Origin of the sequence: Micromonospora sp. NPDC049089, assembly GCF_040648775.1 — a bacterium.
GTDB lineage: Bacteria > Actinomycetota > Actinomycetes > Mycobacteriales > Micromonosporaceae > Micromonospora.
The window spans coordinates 19,502-42,919 of record NZ_JBEZEH010000001.1 but is presented as its reverse complement, the minus strand read 5'-3'; the positions used below and the strand labels follow the sequence as shown (position 1 = coordinate 42,919).

Sequence of the window (23,418 nt, the reverse complement as noted above, 5' to 3'; positions counted from 1 at the left end):
GGCCGGTGGAGGCGACGTCCCGGCGACCGGGTCCTGCGTTCGGGCCGCCCCGGTCGTCCCCCGGCCGGGGCGGCCCTCGTCGACGGGAGGAGATCGGCCATGTTCGGGTTCATCCGGGGCAGGAACGGGGCGCTCTGGTCGTACCGGAAAAGGAAGGTGGCCGCGCCGGCGGCCGTGCCGGGCTCGACCGGATCGGAGCGGTCGGCAGGCCCGCCGAACCGACCACCCGCGTGGGCTGACGGGCCGACGGTGGCCCTGCCGCGACCCGGCCGGGCCGGTTGGCTGACCCCGGCGCAGACCTGGCGGGCGAACGGCGGGCGCTGGTGAACCCCGCAGCCCAGCAGCCGGATCGGGCCTCGGACCAGGCAGGCGACCGGACGGCGCACCGCACCAGGGATCGGTGTCTCACCGCGAGCGTGATGTCTGTGAGGCATCAATATGACTCACAGACATCACGGTCGTTCGGGCATTGCCCTCCGCCGAGCGGACCGCGCCGCAGCCGGGCGACCCCACCGCCTGGGACGGCCGGAGAGCCGAGGTGAGCCGGCCACACCTGCCGATGCGGCCGCTCTGGCGGTGCCGTGGCTGTGGCCTGCACGAGCGCTTCCTTGGTTGGGCGAGGGCCCGGGGCGGCACAATGTTTCACGTGAATCATGAGCCGGGTGCCGAGATCCACCACACCGATCCGTTCGCGGTGCCGACCGGGCAACGATCGCCGGTACGCCGGCTGCGTGGTCGCCTCGCCGCACCGGTGACCCTCTGGACGGCGCCCGGTCCGGCCGGGCTGACCGTCTCGTCCACCCTGGTGGCCGAGGGGGAACCCGACCGGCTGCTCGGGCTGATCGACCCGGAGTCCGACCTCTGGGCGTCGGCCGAGGAGTCGGGTCGGTTCGCTGTCACGCCGCTCGGCCCGCCGCACCGGCAGCTCGCCGACCGGTTCGCCGGCCTCTTCCCCGCCCCGGGCGGGCTCTTCGCGACCGGCGCGTGGAACGAGACGCCGTACGGGCCGGTTCCGGCGGACGCCGGCGGCTGGGCCGGGTGCCGGCTGGACACCGCCCGGGAGTACGGCTGGGGCCTGCTGGTCGAGGCCACCATCGAGGCGGTCGACCTGACCGGGGAGGCCACCCCGCTGCTGCACTACCGGGGTCGCTACCACGAGCTGCCGATTTGAACGGAAGCCTCCCCATGAGGCGACCGATCACCGCAGTGACCTGAGTCACTTGGCGCAGCCAGCCAACCGCTCGGCGCACTCGCCGACCGGCGTCGATCTCAGCCTTCCCTGCCGGGGAGTGCGCTCTCTACGGTGCGCGAAACTCCTCTGACGCCTGTGAAGGTGGTGATCCACAGATGTCCACGGACACACCCGCTCCGGCCGCTTCCCAGTCGGACAAGTACCTGGCCGTACAACGGTCGGACGAGTTCGCCGGGCTGCGGCGTGCGCTGCGCGGCTTCGTCTTCCCGATGACCGTCGCGTTCTTCCTGTGGTATGCGCTCTACGTCATTCTCTCCGCGTACGCCCGGGACTTCATGGGCACGAAGCTGTTCGGCAGCAACATCAACGTCGCACTGGTCTTCGGCCTGCTCCAGTTCGTCTCCACGTTCGTGATCGCCTGGCTCTACTCCCGGTACGCGGACCGGAAGATCGACCCCATCGCGGACCGGATCCGCGCCGAGATCGGGGAGGTGACCCGTGAAGACGGTTCACGCGGTTGAGTCGTTCCTCGCGGCTGAGGCGGGCAATCACACCGCCCGCAACCTGACCATCACGCTCTTCCTGGTCTTCGTGGCGGTGACCCTGGGCATCACCATCTGGGCCAGCCGGCAGACCAAGACGGCTACCGACTTCTACGCGGGCGGCCGGTCCTTCTCCGGTTTCCAGAACGGCATGGCGATCGGCGGCGACTACATGTCGGCCGCTTCGTTCCTCGGCATCGCCGGCATCATCGCGTTGTACGGCTACGACGGCTTCCTCTACTCGATCGGCTTCCTGGTCGCCTGGCTGGTGGCCCTGCTGCTCGTCGCGGAGCTGCTGCGCAACTCGGGCCGGTACACGATGGCGGACGTGCTGGCCTTCCGGATGCGTCAGCGTCCGGTGCGTACCGCGGCTGCGGTCTCCACCATCACGGTGTCGATCTTCTACCTGCTCGCGCAGATGGTGGGCGCCGGCGCGCTGGTCGCGCTGCTGCTCGGCATCCGGCCGGGGACGACCTTCCTCGGCATGGACGCGGCCACCGCCAAGGTGGCCACCATCATCATGGTCGGCACCCTGATGATCATCTACGTGACCGTGGGTGGTATGAAGGGCACCACCTACGTGCAGATCGTCAAGGCGTTCCTGCTCATGGGCGGCGCGCTGTTGATGACCATCCTGGTGCTGGCGAAGTTCAACTTCAACCTGTCGGAGCTGCTCGGCCAGGCGGCCGCCGCATCCGGCAAGGGCAGCGCGTTCCTCGAACCCGGGCTCCGGTACGGCGTCGAGGTCGCCGGCAACTCGACGCAGACGTTCTACAACAAGGTCGACCTGCTGTCCCTGGGCATCGCCCTGGTGCTCGGCACCGCCGGTCTGCCGCACATCCTGATCCGCTTCTACACGGTGCCGACCGCGAAGGCGGCCCGTAAGAGCGTGCTCTGGGCGATCGGCATCATCGGCACCTTCTACCTGCTCACCCTGGCCCTCGGCTTCGGTGCGGCGGCGCTGGTCGGCAGCCAGGCGATCACGGCACAGGACAAGGCCGGCAACACCGCCGCGCCGCAGTTGGCCGAAGCGCTCGGCATCGACTTCTTCGGCGGCGAACTGGGCGGGGCAGCTCTGCTGGCGATCATCGCGGCGGTCGCCTTCGCCACCATCCTCGCGGTGGTCGCCGGGTTGACGCTGGCCTCGTCGTCCAGCCTGGCGCACGACTTCTACGCGAACGTGCTGAAGAAGGGTGAGGCGTCGGAGCGGCAGGAGGTGCGGGTCGCCCGGATCTCCGCCCTGGGGATCGGCGCGGTGTCGATCGCCCTGTCGATCTACGCGCAGAACCTCAACGTGGCGTTCCTGGTGGCGCTGGCCTTCGCGGTCGCCGCCTCGGGCAACCTGCCGGCGATCCTCTACAGCCTGTTCTGGCGGCGGTTCAACACCTCCGGCGCGGTGTGGTCGATCTACGGCGGGCTGATCTCGGCCGTGCTGCTGGTGTTCTTCTCGCCGGTGGTCTCCGGTGCGGCGACGTCGATGTTCCCGGACCATGACTGGCAGTGGTTCCCGCTGTCCAACCCGGGCATCCTCTCCATCCCGTTCGGTTTCCTCTGCGGGTGGATCGGCACTGTCATCTCCAAGGAGCACGACGAGGACAAGTACGCGGAGCTGGAGGTGCGCGCCCTCACCGGCTCAGGCGCCCACTGATCACAGCACCTGTCGAGGGGTTCCCTGTTGACGTCGCACGTCAACAGGGGACCCCTTCGGCGAATTCGGCGGTCGGTAGGCTGAGCGCATGAAGGTTGCTGAGCGCTTTGGTTCCGATCACCGCGTCCTCGTCACCGGCGGAGCTGGGTTCGTCCCGTCACATCTGGTGGACGCGCTGATCGCCCGAGGCTGCACGGTGGTGGCGCTGGACAACTTCGTGACCGGCTCCAAGGAGAACGTCGCCCACCTGCTGGACCGGCCGACCTTCACCCTCGTCGAAGCGGACATCTCCGACGGTCTGCCGACCCACCACCCGGCGCTGGCCGAGCGGTTCGACGCGATCCTGCACATGGCCTCTCCGGCCAGCCCCACCGACTTCGCCCAACTGCCGGTGGAGATCCTCCGGGTCGGCTCGGTCGGCACCCTGCACCTGCTGGAGCGCGCGGTCGCCGACGGCGCCCGGTTCCTGATGGCCTCCACCTCCGAGGCGTACGGAGACCCGAAGGAGCACCCGCAGCGGGAGACCTACTGGGGCAACGTCAACCCGATCGGGGTCCGCAGCGTCTACGACGAGGCCAAGCGCTTCTCCGAGGCCGCGACGATGGCGTACCACCGCTACCGCGGGCTCGACGCGGCGATCGTCCGGATCTTCAACACGTACGGCCCGCGGATGCGCCCGGACGACGGCCGCGCCATCCCCACCTTCATCTCCCAGGCGCTGCGCGGCGAGCCGATCACCGTGCACGGCACCGGCAACCAGACCCGGTCGATCTGCTTCGTCGAGGATCTGGTGCGCGGCATCCTGCTGCTGCTCGACTCGACCGAGACGGGCCCGGTCAACTGCGGCACCGAGCACGAGCTGACCATGCGGCAACTCGCCGAGTTGATCGTGTCACTCTCCGACAGCACCTCGAAGGTGACCTATGTCACCCGCAGCTCGGATGACCCGGAGATGCGCCGCCCGGATCTGACGCTCGCTCGCGAACTGCTCGGATACGAGCCGTCGGTCGCGCCCGAAGATGGCCTGCGACGCACGATCGAGTACTTCCGGTCGCGGCTAGGGTAACCGGATCCCCGCGTACCGCCTGCCGCTGAGTGTCGCCTGAAGGCGGCAGTGGCTCCCGCTACGTACCCTGATTTACATGTCCGCGACCTCGTCTGCCGGCGTCCCGCATCCGTACCTGCACCGCAGCGCCGGGCGCGCATCGGTGCCCGGCCCCGATCGGGGCGCCTCCGGGCGTGCCCGTCCGACCGAGGCGCGCTTCTACCCGTCGTACGACGAGGAACAGCCCCGGTCCGGCGGCCCGGCGGGGCCGACCGGGCCTGGCGGCCCGGGTGGCACCGGCGGGTCGGGACGGCGCGGCCCGCGACCGCGCTGGGGCCGGATCGCCCTGGTCGCCGGGGCCGCGGTGCTGGTGCTGGCGCTGCTCGGCAGCGTCGGCGCCTGGTTGTACGCCCGCAACCTCAACAGTGACCTGGCCCGCACCGACCCGTTCGCGGAGATCACCGGTGGTCGGCCCGCCAAGACCGTCGATGGCGCGCTGAACATCCTGCTGGTCGGCAGCGACTCACGGGACCCGGACGCACCGGTAGACAGCAAGAGTCAGTGGCGCGCCGACACGATCATCGTCATGCACATCCCGGCCGACCACCAGGAGGCCTACCTGGTCTCCATCCCCCGGGACCTGTACGTGCCGATCCCGGAGAGCGCCGGCGCGGACTGCGGCTCCGGTTCGCGCGCGAAGATCAACGCAGCGTTCGCGTTCGGTGGGCTGCCGCTGGCGGTACGCACCGTGGAGTGCTTCACCGACGTTCGGATCGACCACGTGATGGCGATCGACTTCGGCGGCTTCAAGGAGGTCACCGACGCTCTCGGTGGGGTGGACCTGAAGGTGGAGCGCACCATCACCTCGATCCACAAGCCGTACCGGACCTTCACCAAGGGCACCAACCACATGGACGGCGCGGAAGCCCTGGACTGGATCCGGCAGCGCAAGCAGTTCCCGGACGGTGACTTCGCCCGGATGCGGCACCAGCAGGAGTTCCTCCGGGCCCTGATGGACAAGGCGGCCAGCACCGGCACGCTGGCGAACCCGAAGAAGCTGAACGATTTCCTCAAATCGGTGACCGCGGCCGTAACCGTCGACCAGACTTTCTCGGTTACAGACATGGCGCTTCAGTTCCGTAACCTGCGCGGCCAGAACCTCACCTTCGTGACCAGCCCGAACTCGGGCAGCGACACGATCAACGGCGAGTCGGTGGTGGTGTCGGACCGGGAGAAGGCGCTCGCGATGTACCAGGCCATGTCCGCCGACACGATGGCCGACTGGGTCAAGGCGAACCCGCCGAAGAGCAACGACGGCGGCTGAGCGCGGCCCGGCTGGCACCAGCCGTTCGGATCATCGAGCGGCGACGATCGACTGAGTCTGCAAAATTCGACGTCCGGATTGACCCGGGATGAACTCGCCAAGTCGATTTGATGTACGTACAGTGGTGCCGCCCCCTCCTGATCACGAGCTGGAGCACGCATGCCGGTTCAGGCCAGTCGTCGCCCTTCTTCCTCCGGGTCCGCCGCCCCCAGCGGCCGAGTCGCTGCGGCCATACCCGCGCAGGCGCGCCCCTCGGGAGGCGGGCCGGGCTCGCGTCCGCCGGGTAGCGGCGGTGGTGGCGGTGGCGGCGACCGCCCGGGTGGCGGTGGGTCGAAGAAGCGGACCAAGCGCAAGGACCCGCTCTGGGCCAGGCTGACCGTCGTCTTCGGTGCCGTGCTGATGCTGAGCAGCGGGGTGGCCATCGTCGGCAGCAAGGCGTTGATCGGGCAGGCGACCGGCGGCATCGCGAAGGGCAACCTGCTGGGTGATGCCGGCAAGTCCGACGCCGAGGGCGGTGCGAGCCTGGACGGCCCGATCGACATGCTGCTGCTCGGCGTGGACGCGCGGGAGCGCTGGGCCGCCGACGACGTCCGTTCGGACAGCATCATCGTCCTGCACATTCCGGCCACGCACGACCAGGCGTACCTGATCTCGATCCCCCGGGACACCGAGGCGCAGATCCCGGCGTTCAAGAAGAGCGGCTACGGCGGCGGTTCCGGAAAGATCAACGCCGCGTTCCAGGCCGGTGCCGCCAACGGTGGCGGCTGGGAGGGTGGCGCCCAGCTGATGGCCCAGACGATCAAGCGGCTCACCGGGATCAGCTTCGACGGCGCGGCGATCATCAACTTCGGTGGCTTCAAGAACGTCATCGACACCCTGGGCACGGTGCGGATCTGTGTCAGCCAGGAGGTCAAGTCGCTGCACATGTCGTACGTCGACGGCAAGCCCATGTGGAACGCGGACGCCAAGAAGACCGGCAAGCAGCGGACCCCGGTGGTGCACAAGAAGGGCTGCCAGGAGATGGAGGGTTGGGCCGCGCTCGACTACTCCCGCCAGCGCAAGACCCTCAAGAACGGCGACTACGACCGGCAGGCCAACCAGCAGCAGCTGATCAAGGCGATGGCGAAGAAGGCCACCGAGGGTGGGATGTTGTCCAACCCGGCCAAGATGAACAACCTGATCAAGGCGGCGGGCAAGGCATTCGTGCTGGACACCGGCGGCGTGCCGATCGAGGACTTCATCTTCACCATGCGCGGGGTCACCGGCAACGAGCTGACCATGCTCAAGACCAACAACGGCACCTTCAACGCCAACAACAACAACACCGAGGGTCTGAACGAAGAGACCCTGGCGATGTTCCAGGCGGTCAAGCAGGACAAACTCGCCGAGTTCGTCTTCACCCACCCCGAGGTGATCTCCACTCGCAAGTGAGGCCGGGAGTCGCGGAAAGCCAGCGACGACCTCCTCACCGCCCGTAGCCTGACGTGAACGGGTTTCACGTATCGGCTGCGGGGAGGCGGTCACGTCCAGGTGGGGACGGAACGCAGCGGGCCGGGCCGAAGCAGCCCCGTCCGCCCGGTCGCCCCGCGCCCGTGGGCCGCGGATCCTGCTCGGCATCGGCCTGGCCCTCGTCCTGCTGGCGGGGCTCGCCGTGGCCGGGCTCAAGACGCTCAGCCACCGCTACGACCGCACGGTGACCAAGGAGCAACTGCTCGACGCCGACGCCCGCACCGAGCGCACCGACCTGGACGGCCCGCTCAACTACCTCCTGGTCGGCTCCGACCGGCGCCCGGGCGAGAGCGGCCCCGACCAGCGCTCGGACACCATCCTCATCGTGCACGTCCCCGCCGGGCAGCGGGAGGCGTACCTGGTCTCCATCCCGCGTGACCTGCTGGTCGCCATCCCGCCCGCGAACGGCTTCGGCGGCGGTCAAGACAAGATCAATGCCGCGTACGAGCACGGCGGCGGCGGGCAGGCCGGCGCCCAACTGCTCTCCGCCACCCTGCACCGGCTCACCGGCATCCGGTTCGACGGCGCCGCGCTGATCGACTTCTCCGGCTTCCGGAAGGTCATCGACCTGCTCGGCGGGGTGGAGATGTGCGTGGACACCGAGGTCCGCTCGATCCACACCAACCGGGTCTTCCCCACCGGCTGCCAGCAGATGGACGGCGCGCAGGCGCTCGACTACGTCCGACAGCGCTACGACCTGCCCGGCGGTGACTACGACCGGCAGCACCACCAGCAGCAGCTGCTCAGGGCGATGTTGGACAGCGCCGGCAAGGCGGACCTGCGGAGCAACCCCGTCAAACTGGACCAGGTGCTCCGGGCGGTCGGCGGCTCGTTGACCGTCGACACCAACGGCGTACCCCTGGAGGATCTGCTCCTCGCGCTGCGCGCGCTGCCGCCCGACGGGATGCGCGGCGTCCAGGTGCCCTCCTCGCCGCAGACCATCGACGAGGTCTCGTACGTGGTGCTGGACAACGGCGGCAACGGGCTGTTCGAGGCGCTGCGCGACACCCGGGTGCCGGCCTGGGCGCAGGCCAATCCCCGCTGGGTGACCCGGTTGTGACGGTGCCGACGGCCCGGTCGGTGTCGAACCGGGCCACGAGGATCTAGTGTTGCTTCCTGTGTTCGGACCCCAGGTTCCCACAGTGCCCGTGACCGAGATCGCCGACGAGACCTACCTGCTGGATGTGCGGGAGGACGACGAGTGGGCGGCCGGCCACGCCCCCACCGCTCACCACCTGCCGATGATGCAGCTGCCGGCCCGGCTGGCCGAGGTGCCCACCGACCGGGAGGTGGCGGTCGTCTGCCGTTCCGGCGGGCGTTCCGCCCAGGTCGTCGCCTACCTGATCAACAACGGTTGGGAGCAGGTGCGCAACGCCGACGGCGGGATGCGCCAGTGGGCTGCCGTCGGCCGACCGGTGGTCGATGCGAACGGGCAGCCCGGCCAGGTCATCTGAGGCCGGCGCAATGGGCGGGCCACTGGTCTTCGCGCACCGCGGCGCCTCGTTCGACCTACCCGAGCACACCCTCGCCGCGTACCTGCGCGCCCTCGACGAGGGCGCCGACGGCCTGGAGTGCGACGTCCGGCTGACCCGGGACGGGCACCTGGTCTGTGTGCACGACCGACGACTGGACCGCACCAGCAACGGTCGCGGTCTGGTCAGCGCGCGTACGCTCGCCGAACTGGACGCCCTGGACTTCGGCTCGTGGCACCCGGGCGGCGCCCCGGACGGTGATCTGCCGCCTGACGAGTCACACACCCGGCTGCTGACCCTGGCCCGGCTCCTGGACGCGGTGCTCGCCGCCGGGCGGCCGGTCCGACTGCTGGTGGAGACGAAGCACCCGTCCCGCTACGGCTCGAACGTGGAACGGCGGCTGGTCAGCCTGCTGCGCCGGTACGGGCTCGCCGACCCCACGCCGGACGACCCGGTGCAGGTAACAGTCATGTCGTTCTCCCCGCTGGCGGTCCGTCGGGTGCGCGAGCTGGCCCCGACGCTGCCCACCGTGCTGTTGCTGGAGGTGCTGCCGCGCTGGCTGCGGTTGGGTCGGCTGCCGTTCGGCACCCGGATCGCCGGGCCGGGCATCGGCCTGGTCCGGACCCGCCCGCAGTTGCTGCCCGCGCTACGCGCCGCTGGCAACCAGGTGTACGTCTGGACGATCAACGAGCCGACCGACCTGGAGCTGGTGCTGGCCGCCGGGGTGGACGGGATCATCACCGACCGGCCCGCGTACGCCCTCGCCCGGCTGGACCGCTGACCCATCGACCGGGCGGGGGTGCCCAAAACCGGGTCGGCGGGGCAGACTCGGCACATGCCGGAGCGTATCGATTTCCCCGCTCTCCTCGCCGGCCACACCGTCGTGATCGAGATGATCAACTCAGGCGACGCGGGCCTGCCGGTCCTCACCCAACTGCTCCGGGTGGCCCAGCCGGCGCTCGGCGCGACCGGGATGGCGTTCGTCGAGTTCGGTCCCACCGGCGGTCGCGTCATCGCCGCGACCGGCGCGGCGGAATGGGCCCTGGGCCGACCACTGGCGGTCGACGACCCGGACACCGTCTGCCTGCTCACCGGGCCACGAGTACGACAGGCGCGGGTGAGTGACCTCAACGGCAAGCTGGCCGCCGAACTGGCCGGCAGCGGCCTGCGCCGGATGGTCGTCTCCCGGGCCGAGATCGGCGGTCACACCGTCGGCAGCCTGCACGCGCTCTACCCGGGCGACGACGAGCCGGGCGCCGAGCAGCAGGGGGTGATCGCCTATCTCGCCTCCTGCGTCGGGCACATGTACGGCGACCAGAGTGGCCTGCCGGTGCACGGCGACGGCCCGGTGGTGGCGGCCCTCGCCGACGGGCTGGCCGTCGTCGACCGGGACGGGCACGTCCGGCTCTGGAACCCGGCCGCCGCCCAGGTCACCGGCCGGACGGTCGAGCAGTCGCTGAGCCGCCCGTTGCCGTTCCCGCTGCCACCCTCCGGGCAGGTTCGGGACCACCGGATGCCGGACGGCCGCTGGCTGCGGATCACCTCCGGCGACCTGCCCGGCCCGGGAACGTTACGGGTGGTCACCTTCCGCGACATCACCGACCAGCAGCGCCGCGACCACGACCGCGAACTGTTCGTCGCGGTGACCAGCCACGAGCTACGCACCCCGGTCACCGTCATCAAGGGGTACGCGGACACCCTCACCGACCACTGGGAGTCGCTGACCGACGTCGACCGAAGGCAGGCGGCCCGGGTAATCGGGCAACGCGCCAACGAGCTGGCCCGGCTGGTCGACCGTCTGCTCAGCTCGGCGGCCGAGGTGGGGCCGGGCGACGACCCTCCCACCCCGTTCGACCTCGGTGAGGCGCTGCGCTCCGCCGTCGTCGACCTGCCGGCCGAGCTGCGCCGCCGGCTGGTGCTCCGCCTTCCGAGCGACCTGCCCAAGGCGCTCGGTCACCGGCCCAGCCTGGCCACGGTGCTGACCGAGTTGACGACGAACGCCGGTAAGTACTCGGCACCTGAATCTCCCATCGAGATCACCGCCTCGGGCGACGGTCATCTGGTGGCGTTCCGGGTCAGCGACCAGGGCATCGGCATCCGACCCGAGCACGTGGAACGGGCGTTCGACAGGTTCTGGCAGGGCGAGTCCGGCGACCGGCGCGGCTATCCCGGAGCCGGGCTCGGGCTCTATCTCGTCCGCCGGATCGTTGAACAACAGAATGGATGGGTATCCCTACGTCCGAGGACCGGCGGCGGTACGGTCGCAGAGGTGCGGCTACCACGCGGTTGACCAGGGGTGGCGCGACGTGGAGGCGACGGTGGCAGCGGCAACGAGGGATCGGGCCTGGTGCGTGGTGGTTCCTCACCACCCGGGCGGGGCACGGCTGGCCCGACACCGGCTCGCCGCCGAGCTGACGGATGTCGTACCCCCGACGATCCTCGCGGACCTGATCGCGGTGCTCGCGGAGCTGGTGGGCAACGCGGTGCGGCACGCCAGACCGCTGCCCGGCGACGTGATCAGGGTTGCCTGGCACCTGCGGCCCTCGGCCGAGGGCACACTGATCCAGCTTCGGGTCACGGACGGCGGCAGCGCGAGCACCGGGCCACGGCTCCGGACGGCCAGCCCGGATGCGGCGGACGGGCGCGGCCTGCACATCGTGGCCGGCCTGGCGACCCGTTGGGGTTTCGAGCAGGACGGCATGGGCCAGCGCGTCTGGGCGGAGTTCGACGGGGTGCCGACACCCCGACCCGACCTGGTGCCGGCGGGCTGAGGACCACTCGGGCGGGTCCCGGTCACGGCGAGCCGCTCGAAGCTCTAGGCTGTGACGCCGTGAGTAAGCGTCGAAAGAGCCAGCGTGCCGCCGCCGACACCACCCCCCGTCGCGACAAGGTGCGGGACGTCTTCGTGCCGCGTCCGTTCGACGGGCTGGTCGACGAGTCCGAGTGGATCGCGCTGCGCGAGTTGGTGCCCGCTGCCTCCGCCCCGCTGCGGCTGGCGCCCGCCCTGGTCGACGAGTTCGGTGACCGGACGGCGACGCTCGCCACGGTGCTGCCCATGGCCGCCCCGGCGATCACCAAGCCGGATGGCCGGGTGCTGATCGGCCTCCAGCGCCACCAGCAGTCCGGTGACGTGTCGCGGGACCTGGCCGACGCGTTGCTCAGCGCGCTGCGTGCTGAGCCGGGTGGCCAGGTGGCGGTGGCGCCGCTGCCCGGCCCCGGGCCCCGGCTGCAGGACATCCTCGTGGACGGTCCGCTGGACATCACCATGCACGACGGTTTCGACTTCTGGCTCGACCCCGGGGCCGCCGACGATCCGACCGTCCAGGCGTCACTGGAGCGGGCGAACGCGGCCATCTACCCAACGGTCCGGCTGACCGCGGCGAAGGCCGCGTACTGGTGTCAGGTCCCGGAGAAGGCCCACGTGCGCTGGGTGCTGCCGGACGACGAGGACGCCGCCCTGGACGCGCTGGCTCGACTCGGCGCGGCTGGCACGTTGACGCTCGGCGAGCAGACCAAGTTCGCCGGCATGTTCCGCGCGCACGGTCGACTCGTGCCGGTCTGGGACCTGCCGGAGGAGACCCCGGCCGCCGAGTGGGAGGAGCCGGTGGCGCAGTTCGCCAAGCGGTACGCCGAGGCGCTCACCGTCACCGACCCACTCGACGCCGCCGGCCGCCGGGCCCGTCAGGGGCTGCTCGGCCGCCAGCTCACCCTGCGCTGAGCGGGTCCCGGGTGATCGGGCAGGACATGCAGCGCGGTCCGCCCCGACCGGAGCCCAACTCGGAGCCGGCGATCGGGATCACCTCGATGCCGGCCCGCTCCAGTTGGGCGTTGGTCGCCGTGTTGCGCTCGTAGCCGACGCAGAGCCGGGGGGCCAGCGCGAGCGTGTTGTTGCCGTCGTCCCACTGCTCGCGTTCGGCGGTGACCGGATCCAGGCCGGTGTCGATGACCCGGAGCAGGTCGAGGTCCATCGCGTCGGCGGCGGCCCGCAGGAACGGTGCCGGCCCGTCCACCCGCGGATCCTCGCCGTCCCCGCCGGCGATCACCGTGTACGCGGACAGCGTGCTGGCGATGTTGGGGTACATCAGGACGGCGTCCACGTCGACCATCGTGCACACGGTGTCCAGGTGCATGGTGGCGCGCTTCTGGGCGATCGGGACCACCAGGATGGTGTGGGCCAGGCCGGCGGCGAAGACCTGCCGACCGAGGCGTTCCGCGCCGGCCGGTGTCGTCCGCTCACCCACCCCGACCGCCAGCACGCCGGGCGCGAGCAGCAGCACGTCCCCGCCCTCCAGGTGCTCGAGGCTTGGGCGGTAGACGAACTCGGTGCCGGCGAACCGGGGGTGGTGGCGGTAGATGGCGTCGGTCAGGGTGGTCTCGCGGCGGCGGGCCGGCATGGCCAGGCTGGTGACGCCGACCCGGTCGCCGATCCACAGCGACGAGTCGCGGGTGAAGAGCAGGTTGGGCAACGGGTCGATGACGAAGTCGTGTCGGTCCATCAGCGTGTAGACCAGCCCACCGGGCCGCTCGGAGCTGATCCGCAACTCCTCGTGGGCCAGCCCGGCGGTGAGCACGTCGGCCAGCGCGGCCGGGTCCAGGTAGGAGAGGTGGTCGGCGACGCGGGCGCGCAGCGTGTCGCCGAGCCGCCGGGAGCGCAGCACCTGCTCGGTGAGTTCGGCCCGGGCGTCCGCGACGGCCAGCGTCTCGGCCAGCAGAGTGGCCAGGTAGAGCACCTCGACGCCGCGTTCGCGCAGGGCGGCGGCGAACGCGTCGTGTTCCTCCTGGGCGCGCTCCACCCAGGGGATCGCGTCGAACAGGAGCGAGTCGTTGTTGCGCGGGGTGAGCCGGGCCAGTTCGGGGCCGGGCCGGTGCAGCAGTACGGTGCCGAGCCGGCCGACTTCACTGTCGACGTAGTGGGTCACTCCCGCAGCGTAGGGCAGGGTTTAGCGGCATCCGAGAAAAGAACTGTGGATGAATATGGCATTCATCCACAGTCACTCCGGCGCTCCGGCTTGCAGAACACCGGTAGTGGCAACGTAGGGTAGTGAGGACATAACTTCGAGGGACCTTTTGCCGGAGGTCGCGATGACTGTCTTTCCCGCACGACGAGCCGTACCGTCCGCTCGGGCACTGCCGCCCGTCGCGGTGCCACACCCCCGCGTCGAGGCGCCGGGGGTTCTCGAACCGGTCCGTCCGACACCGCTCGAATGGGCCCGCCGCCGTCGTGCTGAGCGGGGTGCACGCCGCCTGGAGGCGGCCGGTGCACGGGCGTTGGGCCAACTCGACCACCTCGGGCCTTCCTGGCACGTGATCGAGTGGCCGCGCACCGACGTGACAGACGTCCTCGACCACGGTCAGGACGATCGAGCCGGGTTCCTCGCCATCGGGCCGAGTGGCCTCTTCGCCGTGACCATCGCCGACCACGGCCGGGCCCGGGTGCTCGTCGCCGGAGACGTGGTGCAGATCAACGGCAAGCGACCTCCGTACGTGGCCGAGTCCCGCCGGGACGCCAAGAGGGCCAGCAAGGCCCTCTCGGAGGCGGTGGGGCTTCCCGTTCCGGTGACACCGGTGCTGACCTTCGTCGGTTCGGGCGTGATCAGCGTCTACGGCCTTCCGAAGGACTGTCTGATGGCCACCCACCGGGAACTGGACCGGCTGCTCGTGGCCGGTGGCAGCCGGATCAGCCCTGCCACCGCCGAGAAGCTTTCCCGGGTCGCGCAACACCCGGGCACCTGGCTGAACGGCACGTACCGTCCAACCGCCGACTACCGGTGGTACGACGAGGGCCGAACGGCCGCTGACAAGCCGGCCCACCGCCGGTAACGTCACCGGCGACGCCACGCGGCTCCGGTCCCCCCGTTCACCTCACCGGTTTCCGCGCCGTCACCGGTCGCTGCGGTTCACGCTGCGCGCCCCGGTGACCCGGTGCGCTCGGTGATTCCGTCGGCGACCCGCTAGCGTGGACAGTCGATCGGTGCACATAGGAGGCGCGGTGGCCCACGTCGAACTTTCGCTCTCGGAAGCGTTCGTGCCGGCGGTGCGGGCCTCGACAGAGCCGGAGTCCGACAATGTCGGCCAATGGTCGTCGACAGTCTCCCGGGCCGACGAGCCGTGCCTGCTGATCGACGCCGACACCCGGGTGGTGGCAATCTCCGCGGCCGGTTGCGAACTGCTCTGCCTCGGTGAGCCGGCCGGGCTGATCGGTCGACCGTTGCTCGATGGCGGGCTGCGCCTGCTCGACTTCACCGCCAACCGGGGCGAGCTGACCGAAGCCGAGATCGACAAGATTCCGCCCCTGCTGGCGCTCTCCTCCGGCCGACTCGCCCGGGGGCTACTCAGGGTGCAGGCCGCCTCCGCGAACAGCTCCGACGCGACAGTTGACGCGATCTCCACCCCGGTGCTCACCGACGGCACCGTCGCCGGCTCACTCACCTTCTTCTCCGAGGTCTGACCTGCGGCGCAGTGTGTCCTTCGCCGCACGCGGCGTTGCCGGGGCGGGTTTGCACGAAGGCCGTAGGGTGCCCTCATGCTCGATATCGCTCTGCTGCCGGGGGAATACGCTGTGTGCCGGCTGGCTCCTGGCAACACCCTGCCGTACGCGCTGTCGAGCGGGCTGCGCGGCGCGGACGTGGTGACCGTGAGCTGGACCTCCGACGGGATCTCCGTGATCTGCCCGACCGAGCGGGCGCCGGCACAGGCCGTGGTGGAGACGACCTGGCGCTGCCTACGGGTCACCGCCCCGGTGACGCTGGCCGGCACCGGCAGTCTGGCCGCGCTGGTCGACCCGCTCGCCGAGGCCCGGGTCAGTGCCGTCACGTTCTCCACGTTCGACACCGACTATCTGCTGGTGCCGACCGTCCGGTTGACCGAGGGCACGGCCGCGCTCCAGCGCGCCGGGCATCGCGTCACCGGCTGACCTTCACCCGACCGGCCGCTCACCCTACGATGGGCTCGGCCACCCCGGCCGCGAAGAATTCTCCGATGTCCCGAGGATCGGCCCGTGCCGTTCATCCCGCCCCCGCCCGCGTCCCCCGCACCGCGGTCGACGATCCACCCCGCACCGGCGGCTCCTGGGCGGGCAGTCGATCGCGTTCCGGCGCGGAGCCTCGCCCGAGTCCTGCCGATGGCGCTCGCCGTCGCGGCGCTGGCCGGCTGTGGCGCCCCACCCGGGCTGGGGGAGCCGACGAGCGTTCCCACCCACACCGCAGCCCCGACACCGTCCGGCCCGAGCACCGCACCGGCCACCCCGCCGACCACCCCGCCGGCCACCGCCCCGTCTCTCGGCACTGTCACGCCCACCCCGGACGGCGGGTTGGTCGCGACGGCCTGCCGCAACGGGCCGACCGGCCAGCGTGTGCTGCAACTGTTGCGGGGCAGGGCCGGAGTGCTGCCGGCGAACGTCCGGGTCCAGGTCCGCACCGGGCCGCTCTGCGCGGGCGACTGGCAGTTCACAGTGCTGACGGTGACCGGGCACGAGGAACTCCAGGTGATCACCCGGGGCGAGCCCGGTTCCCCGGTGCTGGTCACCGCCGGCACTGACGTCTGCACCATCGAGGTCCGCGCCACCAGTCCGGCCGGGATTCGGGCCCTCGCCTGTGACGCCGGCCCGGCCAACGGGCCGGGTGCGTAGGCTGATCGGCATGCCGGGAACACCGCCGACACGTTTCGTCTTCCTCGGGCCGGAAGGCACCTTCGCCGAGCAGGCCCTGCGCTCGATACCCGCCGCCGAGCGCGGCGCCCGTACGCCCGCTCGCAGCGTCGGAGAGGCGCTGGACAGCGTCCGCGCCGGCGACGCCGACGCCGCCCTGGTGCCACTGGAGAACTCGATCGGCGGGGCGGTGGGCGTCACGCTGGACGAGATGGCCGAGGGCGAGCCGCTGGTGATCACCCGGGAGGTGATCCTGTCGGTGGAGTTCGTGCTCGCCGCACGGCCCGACACCCCGCTGACCTCGATCCGCACCGTGGCGGCCCATCCACAGGCGTCCACCCAGTGCCGGGGCTGGTTGCGCAACCACCTGCCCGACGCCGTGGTGGTCGACGTGCTCTCCAACGGCGCGGCGGCCGCCGGTGCCGGCACGGGCGAGTACGACGCGGCGATCTGCGCACCGATCGGAGCCGCCCGGCACCGACTCACCACACTCGCCGACAAGATCGCCGACCACCCCGACGCGGTGACCCGGTTCGCGTTGGTGTCCCGCCCCGGGCCGCCACCCCCGCCGACCGGTGACGACCTCACCTCGCTCGCGGTCTTCATCGCCCACGACCGGGTCGGCGCGCTGCTGTCCGTGCTGATGGAGCTGGCCGTCCGTGGGGTCAACCTGACCCGGATCGAATCCCGGCCGACCGGCGAGGCGTTGGGCCGCTACGTCTTCTTCCTGGACTGCACCGGCCACGTCGCCGACGTACGCCTGGGCGAGGCGTTGCAGGGGCTCCGCAGGGTCTGTGCCGACGTGCGCTTCCTGGGCTCCTACCCCCGGCACCGGTGGGCCGAGGCGGGCGAACGCCCGGTGCCCGCGCCGGCGGGCCTCTCCGACGTCGACTACGCCGACGCGGCGGCCTGGTTGGCCCGCCTGCGTACCGGCGAGTTGACCTGACCGACGCGGAGCGCCCCCGAGGAAACGGGAGCGCCCGCGCCGCCGCGGTCAGCTCGACGGATCAGGTGCGCGTCGCGCGACTGTCGATCAGCTCAGCAGACCGCCGAGCAGACCGCCCTCCTGCTGCTGCTGGCCACTGCCCATGACGGGTGGCTCCTCGGACGGCTGCACCACCACGAAGCCCTGACCGGCGAAGCTCATGGTGAACGACTCACCGGTGCGGCGCCCCAACAGAGTGCCGAGGCCGAGCTGTTCGGCCCGGTGGTAGCCGGTCTGGAGGTTTGCCGACCAGCAGACCGCGGCCTGGGGGTCGACGTACGTCGGAGCGTCCACGTTCAGCACGACCGGGGTGCCCTTGGTGGTGATGGCGATCCGCCCGTAGCCGCTGAACACACAGTTGAAGAGGCCGGACGAGGACGCCATCCCGGCGCCGCCGACCATCCTGATGTCGTACTGGAGGGTGGAGTCGAAGGCGAGCACGCTGCTGCCGTTGATGGAGAGGGCGTCGCCCGGCTCCAGGTCGATGATGTGCACGTCCTTGGCCAGCTCGGCGAGGAAGACGTCACCCTGCCCGGTGACCTTCATCAGCGGGACGCCCTCGCCGGTGAGCTTCTGCTTGAGGAACTTGCCGAGCCCACCTGAACCCAACGCCTGGAACTGCACATTCCCCTGGTAGGCGACCATCGACCCGACCCGGGCCATCGCCTCGCCGTTGAGCTCGATCTTCAACATCTTGGAGTTCTGCAACCGCATGCCGGGCTGCGCGGACTCCTTCTCCAGATTCTCCGCGGAGAACAGCTCGCTGCGCATGAAAGGGCCTCCTGAATAGGGTCGCGTTCGCTGCACCGACGGTAGGCGACCTCGGCAAGCGCCGGCCGTCGGACGGGCGGCGCGGCGCGTTCGTGTGGCGCGGGTGGGCGGACGTCGAGCGGCGGGGCTCAGCCCCAGCCGAGCGCGTGCAACCGCGCGTCGTCGATGCCGAAGTGGTGGGCGATCTCGTGCACCACAGTAACCGCCACCTCGTCGATGACGTCGTCGTCGTTGTCGCAGATCCGCAGGATTGGACGGCGGTAGATGAAGATCCGGTCGGGCAGCACACCGGAATAGCCCCAACCGCGGTCGGTGAGCGCGTGCCCCTCGTAGAGGCCGAGCAGGTCGACCTCTCCCGGAGGTGGGTCGTCCTCGACCAGGATCACCACGTTGTTCATCAGGCCGAGTAGTTCTTCGGGCACCTCGTCGAGGGCTTCGCCGACCAACTCCTCGAAGCGCTCACGGCTCATCTCCACCGGCACCTCGCCCATTGTGCCCGACGCGCGGGCACGCGGCCCGGTCCTGCTGGACGACGGTGACTGTCATCCGCACATGCACGGAAGAAGCGACCACCCGAAACCGGGCGGAGGCTCCTTCCGTGGACGTACGGGGTGGGCCGGCTGGCTCAGGCAGCCAGGCGGGCGTTGAGGGTGATCTCGGCGCCCGGCGAGAGCAGACGGGAGATCGGGCAGTTGGCCTTGGCGGCCTCGGCGAGCTTCTGGAACTCCGCCTCGTCGATCCCCGGGACCTGGCCGACCGTCTCCAGATCGATCCGGGTCACGGTCATGCCGGCGTCGGTCTTGTCCAGGTGCACCTTGGCGGTGGTCTCGACCGAGGTGGCCGTCGAGCCCGCGTCGGCAAGCGCCTTGGAGAACGCCATCGAGAAGCAGCCGGCGTGCGCGGCGGCGATCAGCTCCTCGGGGTTGGTGCCTTCACCCTCCTCGAAGCGCGACTTGAAGGAGTAGTTGCCGGACAGGCCGCCCTTACCGGTGCGAATGGTGCCCGCGCCCTCGGTGAGATTGCCCTGCCATTGTGCTGAAGCGGTACGGATAGGCATGGGGCAAACGCTAGCGGAAAGGCGACCATCGGGCGACAGACCGGCGCGCGCGCCAGCCCTGCGATCCCTGTCACCACCAGCTTGCTGTGCCATGATGCGACCCAGGTCCGTGACCGGCGGAAGGGTGGCCGATGTCCGAGGAGCTTCCGATCCCGCGGCAGGGCGACCGCTCCGAGGCCCCTGCGGTAATCGAGTGGGGTGCCGACGAGCCGGCCCCGCGACGCCGCTTCGCCTGGTCCCCGGCCGACCTCGCGCAGGATCCCCGGCTGCCCCTGCTGCTCGCCGGTCTGGGCGCGGTGGCCGCGATCGCCTCGCTCGTCGGTGAGTGGCTGGTGATGAGCCTGCCGAACGGTGGGCCCGAGGGCAACACGACGATCGAGGTGCCCGCCGGGGTGTCCGAGGTCGGTGGCTTCGGGGTCGGCTACCTGGTCGGGCTTATCGCCCTCGTCTGTGCCGTGGCGCTGACGTTGCGCGGCACGGCGGCCGTACGGCCGAATGCCCGGCTGGCCGGCCTCACCCTGGCCGCTGCCCTGCTGGTGCTGCTGGTGGCCGCCACGGCGGGCCTCGACAACCCCGGTCAGCGAAACTTCTTCTACTCGCTCGAGGACGGCTTTCGGATCGAGTACGGCCGTGGGCTGGTGATGGCGTTCGTCGCCTGTGTGCTGTTCGCTGCCGCTCTGCGACTGACTCCCGCCGCACCCCCCGCCGTGTTCGGCGGCACACCAGACGACGATGACCGGCCCGGCGACGCGCCAGCACCGCGCCCCTGGCGCCGCCGCCGGGGCCCCGACCCGATCGAGGACGGCCTTCCGTCTCCGGCCGACCTGACGGTCACCCCCGCCGCCCCCTTCGCCCGCCCTGACTCCCAGCCCTGACCGGCCCCCCATCACCCGCCCACCGAACAGGAGTGGGTGGGAGTTGGCGTCCGATTCGCCTGGAAGTCATGGATGCGACCCGTTCCGCGAGGTACGGTTGCTGACCCGCCGTCACTCCGAGACTCGGGTTCCCTGACCCTGGCGGTGCGACGGCGGCGGGCGAAGGAGGAACCATGACCCGCCCGGGACTGCCCAAGTTGATCGCGACCGACCTCGACGGGACGCTGGTCCGCAGCGATGACACCGTCTCCGCGTACACCCATGGGGTGCTCGACCGGGTGCGCGCCGCCGGAATCCCGGTGGTCGGCGCGACCGGACGCGGCCCTCGGTTGACCGAGTTGACCCGCAACGACATCCGCGCCGCCGACTTCCTGGTGATGGCCGGCGGTGGACGGGTGGTCGACCAGAGCGACCCGAGCGGCCCGGTGGTGCTCCGCGACGAGCGGCTGCCCGCCGAGGTGCTGGCTCGGCTCCTCGCCGACCTGGAGGCGGAGGTCGGCCCGCTGACCGTGATGGTCGAGGCGTCCGACGAGCACGACGCCCCGCTGTGGGGCGACTACCACGAGAGCTGGCCGTACCAGGACCGCTTCGAGGCACGCACTCGCGACGAGTGCCTCGCCTGCGACGTGATCAAGGCGTTCGCCCGGACCGCCGACCATCACGTGGACGAGCTGCTGGCGGTGGCCCGCCGGATCGTCCCGCCGCAGGTCGCCACGCTCACCCAGGCCGGGCTCGGCTTCATCGAGATCTGCCCGCCCGGCGTGGACAAGGCGACCGGGTTGACAGTGGTGGCGCAGACCCTCGGGGTCGACCCGGCCGATGTGCTGGTCTTCGGCGACATGCCCAACGACCTGCCGATGTTCGAGTGGGCCGGCTGGTCGCGGGTGGCCGTGGCCAACGCGCACCCCGAGTTGCGTGCCGTCGCCGACGAGGTGACCTTGCGCAACGACGACGACGGGGTGGCGGTGTATCTGGACCGGCTACTGTCCCGGTAATGGGAGACACACCCCGCCTCATCGCCACCGACATCGACGGCACGCTGATCCGCGACGACCACACCGTCAGCCCACGCACCGCCGACCTGCTCGCGCGGATCTCCGCGCAAGGCACGCCGGTCGTCCTGGTCACCGGCCGTCCGGTCCGCTGGCTCAAAATGGTGTACGACCAGCTCGCCCGACCGCTGCCGGCGGTCTGCGCCAACGGCGCCGTGGTCTACGACCCGTTCTCCGACGAGGTGGTGCGGGCTGACCCGCTCGCCCCGCACCACCTGGCCGAGGTGGCCCGGAGGCTACGGGCCGAGGTGCCCGGGATCAGCTTCGCCGTGGAGATCCTGGACAGCCGGGAGATGCGGCACGAGGAGCACTACCCCCTGCGCTGGGACGCCGACGCCAGCGGCATCCGACCGGTCGAGACGCCGGAGGAGCTGCTCTCCGTCCCGGCGGTGAAGCTCCTCGCCCGAGCCGGCGAGCAGGACCCGGATGCCTTCGCCGAGCTGATCGCCGCGGCGGTGGCGGGGTTGGCCGAGGCCACGCACTCGTCGTCCTCCGGGCTGGTGGAGATCTCGGCGGCCGGCGTGACCAAGGCGGCGGGGCTGGCCTGGTACTGCGACCAGGTCGGGGTGGCCGCGGAGGACGTGCTGGCCTTCGGCGACATGCCGAACGACGTGCCGATGCTGACCTGGGCCGGGCGTGGTGTGGCGGTGGCCAACGCGCACCGCGCCGTCCTGGCGGTCGCCGACGATGTGACGACGGCGAACACCGAGGACGGCGTGGCGGCGTACCTGGAGAAGATCTTCGGGGTGGACTGAGGTCAGAGGTACTGACCGGTGTTGTGGCCCTCGCCGCCGCCCGGCTGGCCGATGCCCGGCATCCCGGGGACGACCCCACCGGGGCCGCTGGGCAGCGCCTGCCGGCCGCCGCGCATCTGCTCCAGCTGCACCCGGGCGGCCATCTGCTGGGCCACCAGGGCCGCCTGGATGCCGTGGAACAGGCCCTCCAGCCAGCCGACGAGCTGGGCGTGCGCGATCCGCAGCTCGCTCTCGCTGGGGGCCTTGTCCTCGGCGAAGGGCAGCGAGATGCGCTCCAGCTCGTCGCGAAGCTCGGGGGCGAGGCCCTCCTTGAGCTCGACGATCGACCGCTCGTGGATCTCCCGCATCCGGCTGCGGCTTGCGTCGTCGAGAGGTGCGGCCTTCACCTCCTCCAGCAACTGCTTGATCATGCTGCCGATCCGCATCACCTTGGCCGGCTGTTCGACCAGGCGGGTCGGGTCCTCGCCCTGGCCCTCGTCGGTCTGCATCGTGCCGATCGGCCGGCCGTCCGGACCAACCACCACCACTGTGCCGGAGTGGCCGGAGTCGTCGGGGCCGGGCTCGTCGTTCTGTCCAGCGGAGCGCGCTTCGGTCATGGGGTCCATCTTTACCCAGCGGGCGCGACCCATGCCGCCCGGGACCGACTACCGGGGCCGAACCACCCGGGCGGGGCGCGCTACCGTCGCGCCATGCCTGTCGACCCGCGCGCCGTGTTGACCCGGCCCGCCCCGGAGCCCGACCGGACGGTGGCGTACGGGGACCACCCGGATCAGGTGGCCGATCTGCGCCTCCCGGCGGGCACCGGGCCGGCCCGGCCGCTGGTCGTCGTCCTGCACGGCGGCTTCTGGCGGGCCGAGTACGACCGACGGCACACCGGCCCGCTGGCCGCAGCCCTCGCCGCCGACGGCTACCCGGTGGCGCAGCTGGAATACCGCCGCACCGGGCAGCCGGGAGGCGGCTGGCCGGGCACCCTCACCGACGTACTGACCGGGGTGGCCGAGCTGCCGGCGCTGGCGGCCGAGGCGCTGCCCGGCCGGGTGAGCCTGGCCGCGCCGATCCTGGTCGGGCACTCCGCAGGCGGCCACCTGGCGCTGTACGTGGCGGGCACCGCACCGGCGACGGTGGGCGGAGTACTCGCCCTGGCCCCGGTGGCCGATCTGGGCGAGGCGTACCGGCGGGACCTGGACTCGGGGGCGGTCGCCGCGCTGCTCGGCGGCGGGCCGGCGCACGTCCCGGACCGGTACGCGGCAGCGGATCCACGGATGTTGGTACCGATACGAACACGCACAGTAGTCGTTCATGGGTCCGACGATCATCAGGTTCCAGTGGAGATGAGCCGGGATTTCGTCGCGGAAGCGCGTGCCACGGGTTCCGATATCTCCCTTGTTGAACTGCCCGGATGCGAGCATTTCGGGCTGATCGACCCGGAGGCCGTCGCCTGGCCTCAGGTCCTTGCCGTGTTGCGGTCCCTGCACGATGATCAATAGCCATTGACGCAGCGTCGCGGACCAGGTAGAACGCCGTTGGGGCGGTGTTCAGCCCTGCA

Annotated in this window: 27 protein-coding genes; 22 read left to right on the top strand and 5 right to left on the bottom strand. The window is 71.0% G+C overall.

Translation table 11 applies throughout. From position 1 onward, the window contains the following. Positions 1–99 precede the first annotated feature (99 nt). The 13 genes from AB0B48_RS00235 to AB0B48_RS00175 all read left to right on the top strand — a co-directional run bounded on the left by AB0B48_RS00235 (position 100) and on the right by AB0B48_RS00175 (position 12,450). Positions 100–327, top strand: a complete 228-nt coding sequence (locus AB0B48_RS00235) for a hypothetical protein (protein ID WP_357193637.1) — start codon at positions 100–102, stop codon at positions 325–327. A gap of 232 nt (positions 328–559) precedes the next feature. Further along, positions 560–1,171: a flavin reductase family protein gene (locus AB0B48_RS00230; RefSeq protein WP_357193792.1), complete on the top strand. Its 612-nt coding sequence runs from the start codon at positions 560–562 to the stop codon at positions 1,169–1,171. 176 nt (positions 1,172–1,347) lie between these two features. Beyond that, complete coding sequence (locus AB0B48_RS00225; RefSeq protein ID WP_355004471.1) at positions 1,348–1,713, top strand: DUF485 domain-containing protein; 366 nt, start codon at positions 1,348–1,350, stop codon at positions 1,711–1,713. Continuing rightward, entirely contained in the window at positions 1,691–3,382 is a 1,692-nt protein-coding gene (locus AB0B48_RS00220) for a cation acetate symporter (protein WP_357193634.1), read from the top strand. The genes AB0B48_RS00225 and AB0B48_RS00220 overlap by 23 nt, the downstream gene beginning before the upstream one ends. Before the next feature lie 88 nt (positions 3,383–3,470). Further along, positions 3,471–4,448 (top strand): NAD-dependent epimerase/dehydratase family protein, encoded by a 978-nt coding sequence (locus tag AB0B48_RS00215; protein WP_091396807.1) that lies wholly within the window; start codon positions 3,471–3,473, stop codon positions 4,446–4,448. A 76-nt stretch (positions 4,449–4,524) separates the two neighbouring features. After that, positions 4,525–5,751: an LCP family protein gene (locus tag AB0B48_RS00210; protein WP_357193631.1), complete on the top strand. Its 1,227-nt coding sequence runs from the start codon at positions 4,525–4,527 to the stop codon at positions 5,749–5,751. Between the two features lie 159 nt (positions 5,752–5,910). Continuing rightward, positions 5,911–7,182 (top strand): LCP family protein, encoded by a 1,272-nt coding sequence (locus AB0B48_RS00205; protein WP_357193628.1) that lies wholly within the window; start codon positions 5,911–5,913, stop codon positions 7,180–7,182. 220 nt (positions 7,183–7,402) lie between these two features. Beyond that, positions 7,403–8,320, top strand: coding sequence for an LCP family protein (locus AB0B48_RS00200; protein ID WP_357193625.1), 918 nt, complete (start codon positions 7,403–7,405; stop codon positions 8,318–8,320). A gap of 58 nt (positions 8,321–8,378) precedes the next feature. After that, positions 8,379–8,714 carry a rhodanese-like domain-containing protein gene (locus AB0B48_RS00195; protein WP_030331693.1) on the top strand — a complete coding sequence of 112 codons (336 nt, stop codon included), beginning with the start codon at positions 8,379–8,381 and terminating at the stop codon, positions 8,712–8,714. A 10-nt stretch (positions 8,715–8,724) separates the two neighbouring features. Further along, positions 8,725–9,513 (top strand): glycerophosphodiester phosphodiesterase family protein, encoded by a 789-nt coding sequence (locus AB0B48_RS00190; RefSeq protein ID WP_357193622.1) that lies wholly within the window; start codon positions 8,725–8,727, stop codon positions 9,511–9,513. A gap of 54 nt (positions 9,514–9,567) precedes the next feature. Then, positions 9,568–11,022 (top strand): PAS domain-containing sensor histidine kinase, encoded by a 1,455-nt coding sequence (locus tag AB0B48_RS00185; RefSeq protein ID WP_357193619.1) that lies wholly within the window; start codon positions 9,568–9,570, stop codon positions 11,020–11,022. Between the two features lie 61 nt (positions 11,023–11,083). Continuing rightward, positions 11,084–11,503, top strand: coding sequence for an ATP-binding protein (locus AB0B48_RS00180; RefSeq protein ID WP_357193616.1), 420 nt, complete (start codon positions 11,084–11,086; stop codon positions 11,501–11,503). A gap of 59 nt (positions 11,504–11,562) precedes the next feature. After that, on the top strand, positions 11,563–12,450 hold the full coding sequence (locus AB0B48_RS00175) for a DUF5926 family protein (RefSeq protein ID WP_357193613.1): 888 nt from the start codon (positions 11,563–11,565) through the stop codon (positions 12,448–12,450). On the opposite strand, the gene AB0B48_RS00170 is transcribed toward AB0B48_RS00175, so the two are convergent. Next, positions 12,437–13,651, bottom strand: coding sequence for an arginine deiminase (locus tag AB0B48_RS00170; protein ID WP_357193611.1), 1,215 nt, complete (start codon positions 13,649–13,651; stop codon positions 12,437–12,439). The two genes, AB0B48_RS00175 and AB0B48_RS00170, sit on opposite strands and share 14 nt — an antisense overlap. Before the next feature lie 163 nt (positions 13,652–13,814). On the opposite strand from AB0B48_RS00170, the gene AB0B48_RS00165 reads away from it, so the two are divergent. The 5 genes from AB0B48_RS00165 (at position 13,815) to pheA (ending at position 17,323) form a co-directional block, all read left to right on the top strand. Continuing rightward, on the top strand, positions 13,815–14,552 hold the full coding sequence (locus tag AB0B48_RS00165; protein ID WP_355004480.1) for a hypothetical protein: 738 nt from the start codon (positions 13,815–13,817) through the stop codon (positions 14,550–14,552). 169 nt (positions 14,553–14,721) lie between these two features. Beyond that, positions 14,722–15,180: a hypothetical protein gene (locus AB0B48_RS00160; protein WP_357193608.1), complete on the top strand. Its 459-nt coding sequence runs from the start codon at positions 14,722–14,724 to the stop codon at positions 15,178–15,180. A gap of 75 nt (positions 15,181–15,255) precedes the next feature. After that, complete coding sequence (locus AB0B48_RS00155) at positions 15,256–15,645, top strand: ACT domain-containing protein (protein WP_357193605.1); 390 nt, start codon at positions 15,256–15,258, stop codon at positions 15,643–15,645. Between the two features lie 207 nt (positions 15,646–15,852). Continuing rightward, the gene (locus AB0B48_RS00150; protein WP_357193602.1) at positions 15,853–16,359 is read left to right on the top strand and encodes a hypothetical protein; all 507 of its coding nucleotides are present in this window, start codon (positions 15,853–15,855) and stop codon (positions 16,357–16,359) included. A gap of 10 nt (positions 16,360–16,369) precedes the next feature. Continuing rightward, a complete protein-coding gene (gene pheA, locus AB0B48_RS00145; RefSeq protein WP_355004484.1) occupies positions 16,370–17,323 on the top strand; it encodes a prephenate dehydratase in 954 nt (317 codons plus the stop codon). An 87-nt stretch (positions 17,324–17,410) separates the two neighbouring features. On the opposite strand, the gene AB0B48_RS00140 is transcribed toward pheA, so the two are convergent. The 3 genes from AB0B48_RS00140 to AB0B48_RS00130 all read right to left on the bottom strand — a co-directional run bounded on the left by AB0B48_RS00140 (position 17,411) and on the right by AB0B48_RS00130 (position 19,190). Next, positions 17,411–18,133, bottom strand: a complete 723-nt coding sequence (locus tag AB0B48_RS00140) for an AIM24 family protein (RefSeq protein ID WP_354969821.1) — start codon at positions 18,131–18,133, stop codon at positions 17,411–17,413. Positions 18,134–18,261: 128 nt separating this feature from the next. Next, positions 18,262–18,609 carry a metallopeptidase family protein gene (locus AB0B48_RS00135; RefSeq protein ID WP_357193788.1) on the bottom strand — a complete coding sequence of 116 codons (348 nt, stop codon included), beginning with the start codon at positions 18,607–18,609 and terminating at the stop codon, positions 18,262–18,264. Positions 18,610–18,758: 149 nt separating this feature from the next. Further along, positions 18,759–19,190: an OsmC family protein gene (locus tag AB0B48_RS00130; RefSeq protein WP_355004485.1), complete on the bottom strand. Its 432-nt coding sequence runs from the start codon at positions 19,188–19,190 to the stop codon at positions 18,759–18,761. A gap of 131 nt (positions 19,191–19,321) precedes the next feature. Here AB0B48_RS00130 and AB0B48_RS00125 point away from each other — a divergent pair, with 131 nt between their 5' ends. The 3 genes from AB0B48_RS00125 (at position 19,322) to AB0B48_RS00115 (ending at position 21,872) form a co-directional block, all read left to right on the top strand. Then, positions 19,322–20,065, top strand: coding sequence for a hypothetical protein (locus AB0B48_RS00125; protein ID WP_357193597.1), 744 nt, complete (start codon positions 19,322–19,324; stop codon positions 20,063–20,065). Between the two features lie 173 nt (positions 20,066–20,238). After that, positions 20,239–21,060 (top strand): HAD hydrolase family protein, encoded by an 822-nt coding sequence (locus AB0B48_RS00120; protein WP_355004487.1) that lies wholly within the window; start codon positions 20,239–20,241, stop codon positions 21,058–21,060. Continuing rightward, positions 21,060–21,872 carry an HAD family hydrolase gene (locus AB0B48_RS00115; protein WP_357193594.1) on the top strand — a complete coding sequence of 271 codons (813 nt, stop codon included), beginning with the start codon at positions 21,060–21,062 and terminating at the stop codon, positions 21,870–21,872. The genes AB0B48_RS00120 and AB0B48_RS00115 overlap by 1 nt, the downstream gene beginning before the upstream one ends. Positions 21,873–21,874: 2 nt before the next feature. On the opposite strand, the gene AB0B48_RS00110 is transcribed toward AB0B48_RS00115, so the two are convergent. Next, positions 21,875–22,477 (bottom strand): bacterial proteasome activator family protein, encoded by a 603-nt coding sequence (locus tag AB0B48_RS00110; RefSeq protein WP_355004489.1) that lies wholly within the window; start codon positions 22,475–22,477, stop codon positions 21,875–21,877. Between the two features lie 84 nt (positions 22,478–22,561). Between AB0B48_RS00110 and AB0B48_RS00105 the strand changes: the two genes are divergently transcribed. Next, complete coding sequence (locus AB0B48_RS00105; protein ID WP_357193591.1) at positions 22,562–23,359, top strand: alpha/beta hydrolase; 798 nt, start codon at positions 22,562–22,564, stop codon at positions 23,357–23,359. Positions 23,360–23,418: the final 59 nt, after the last annotated feature.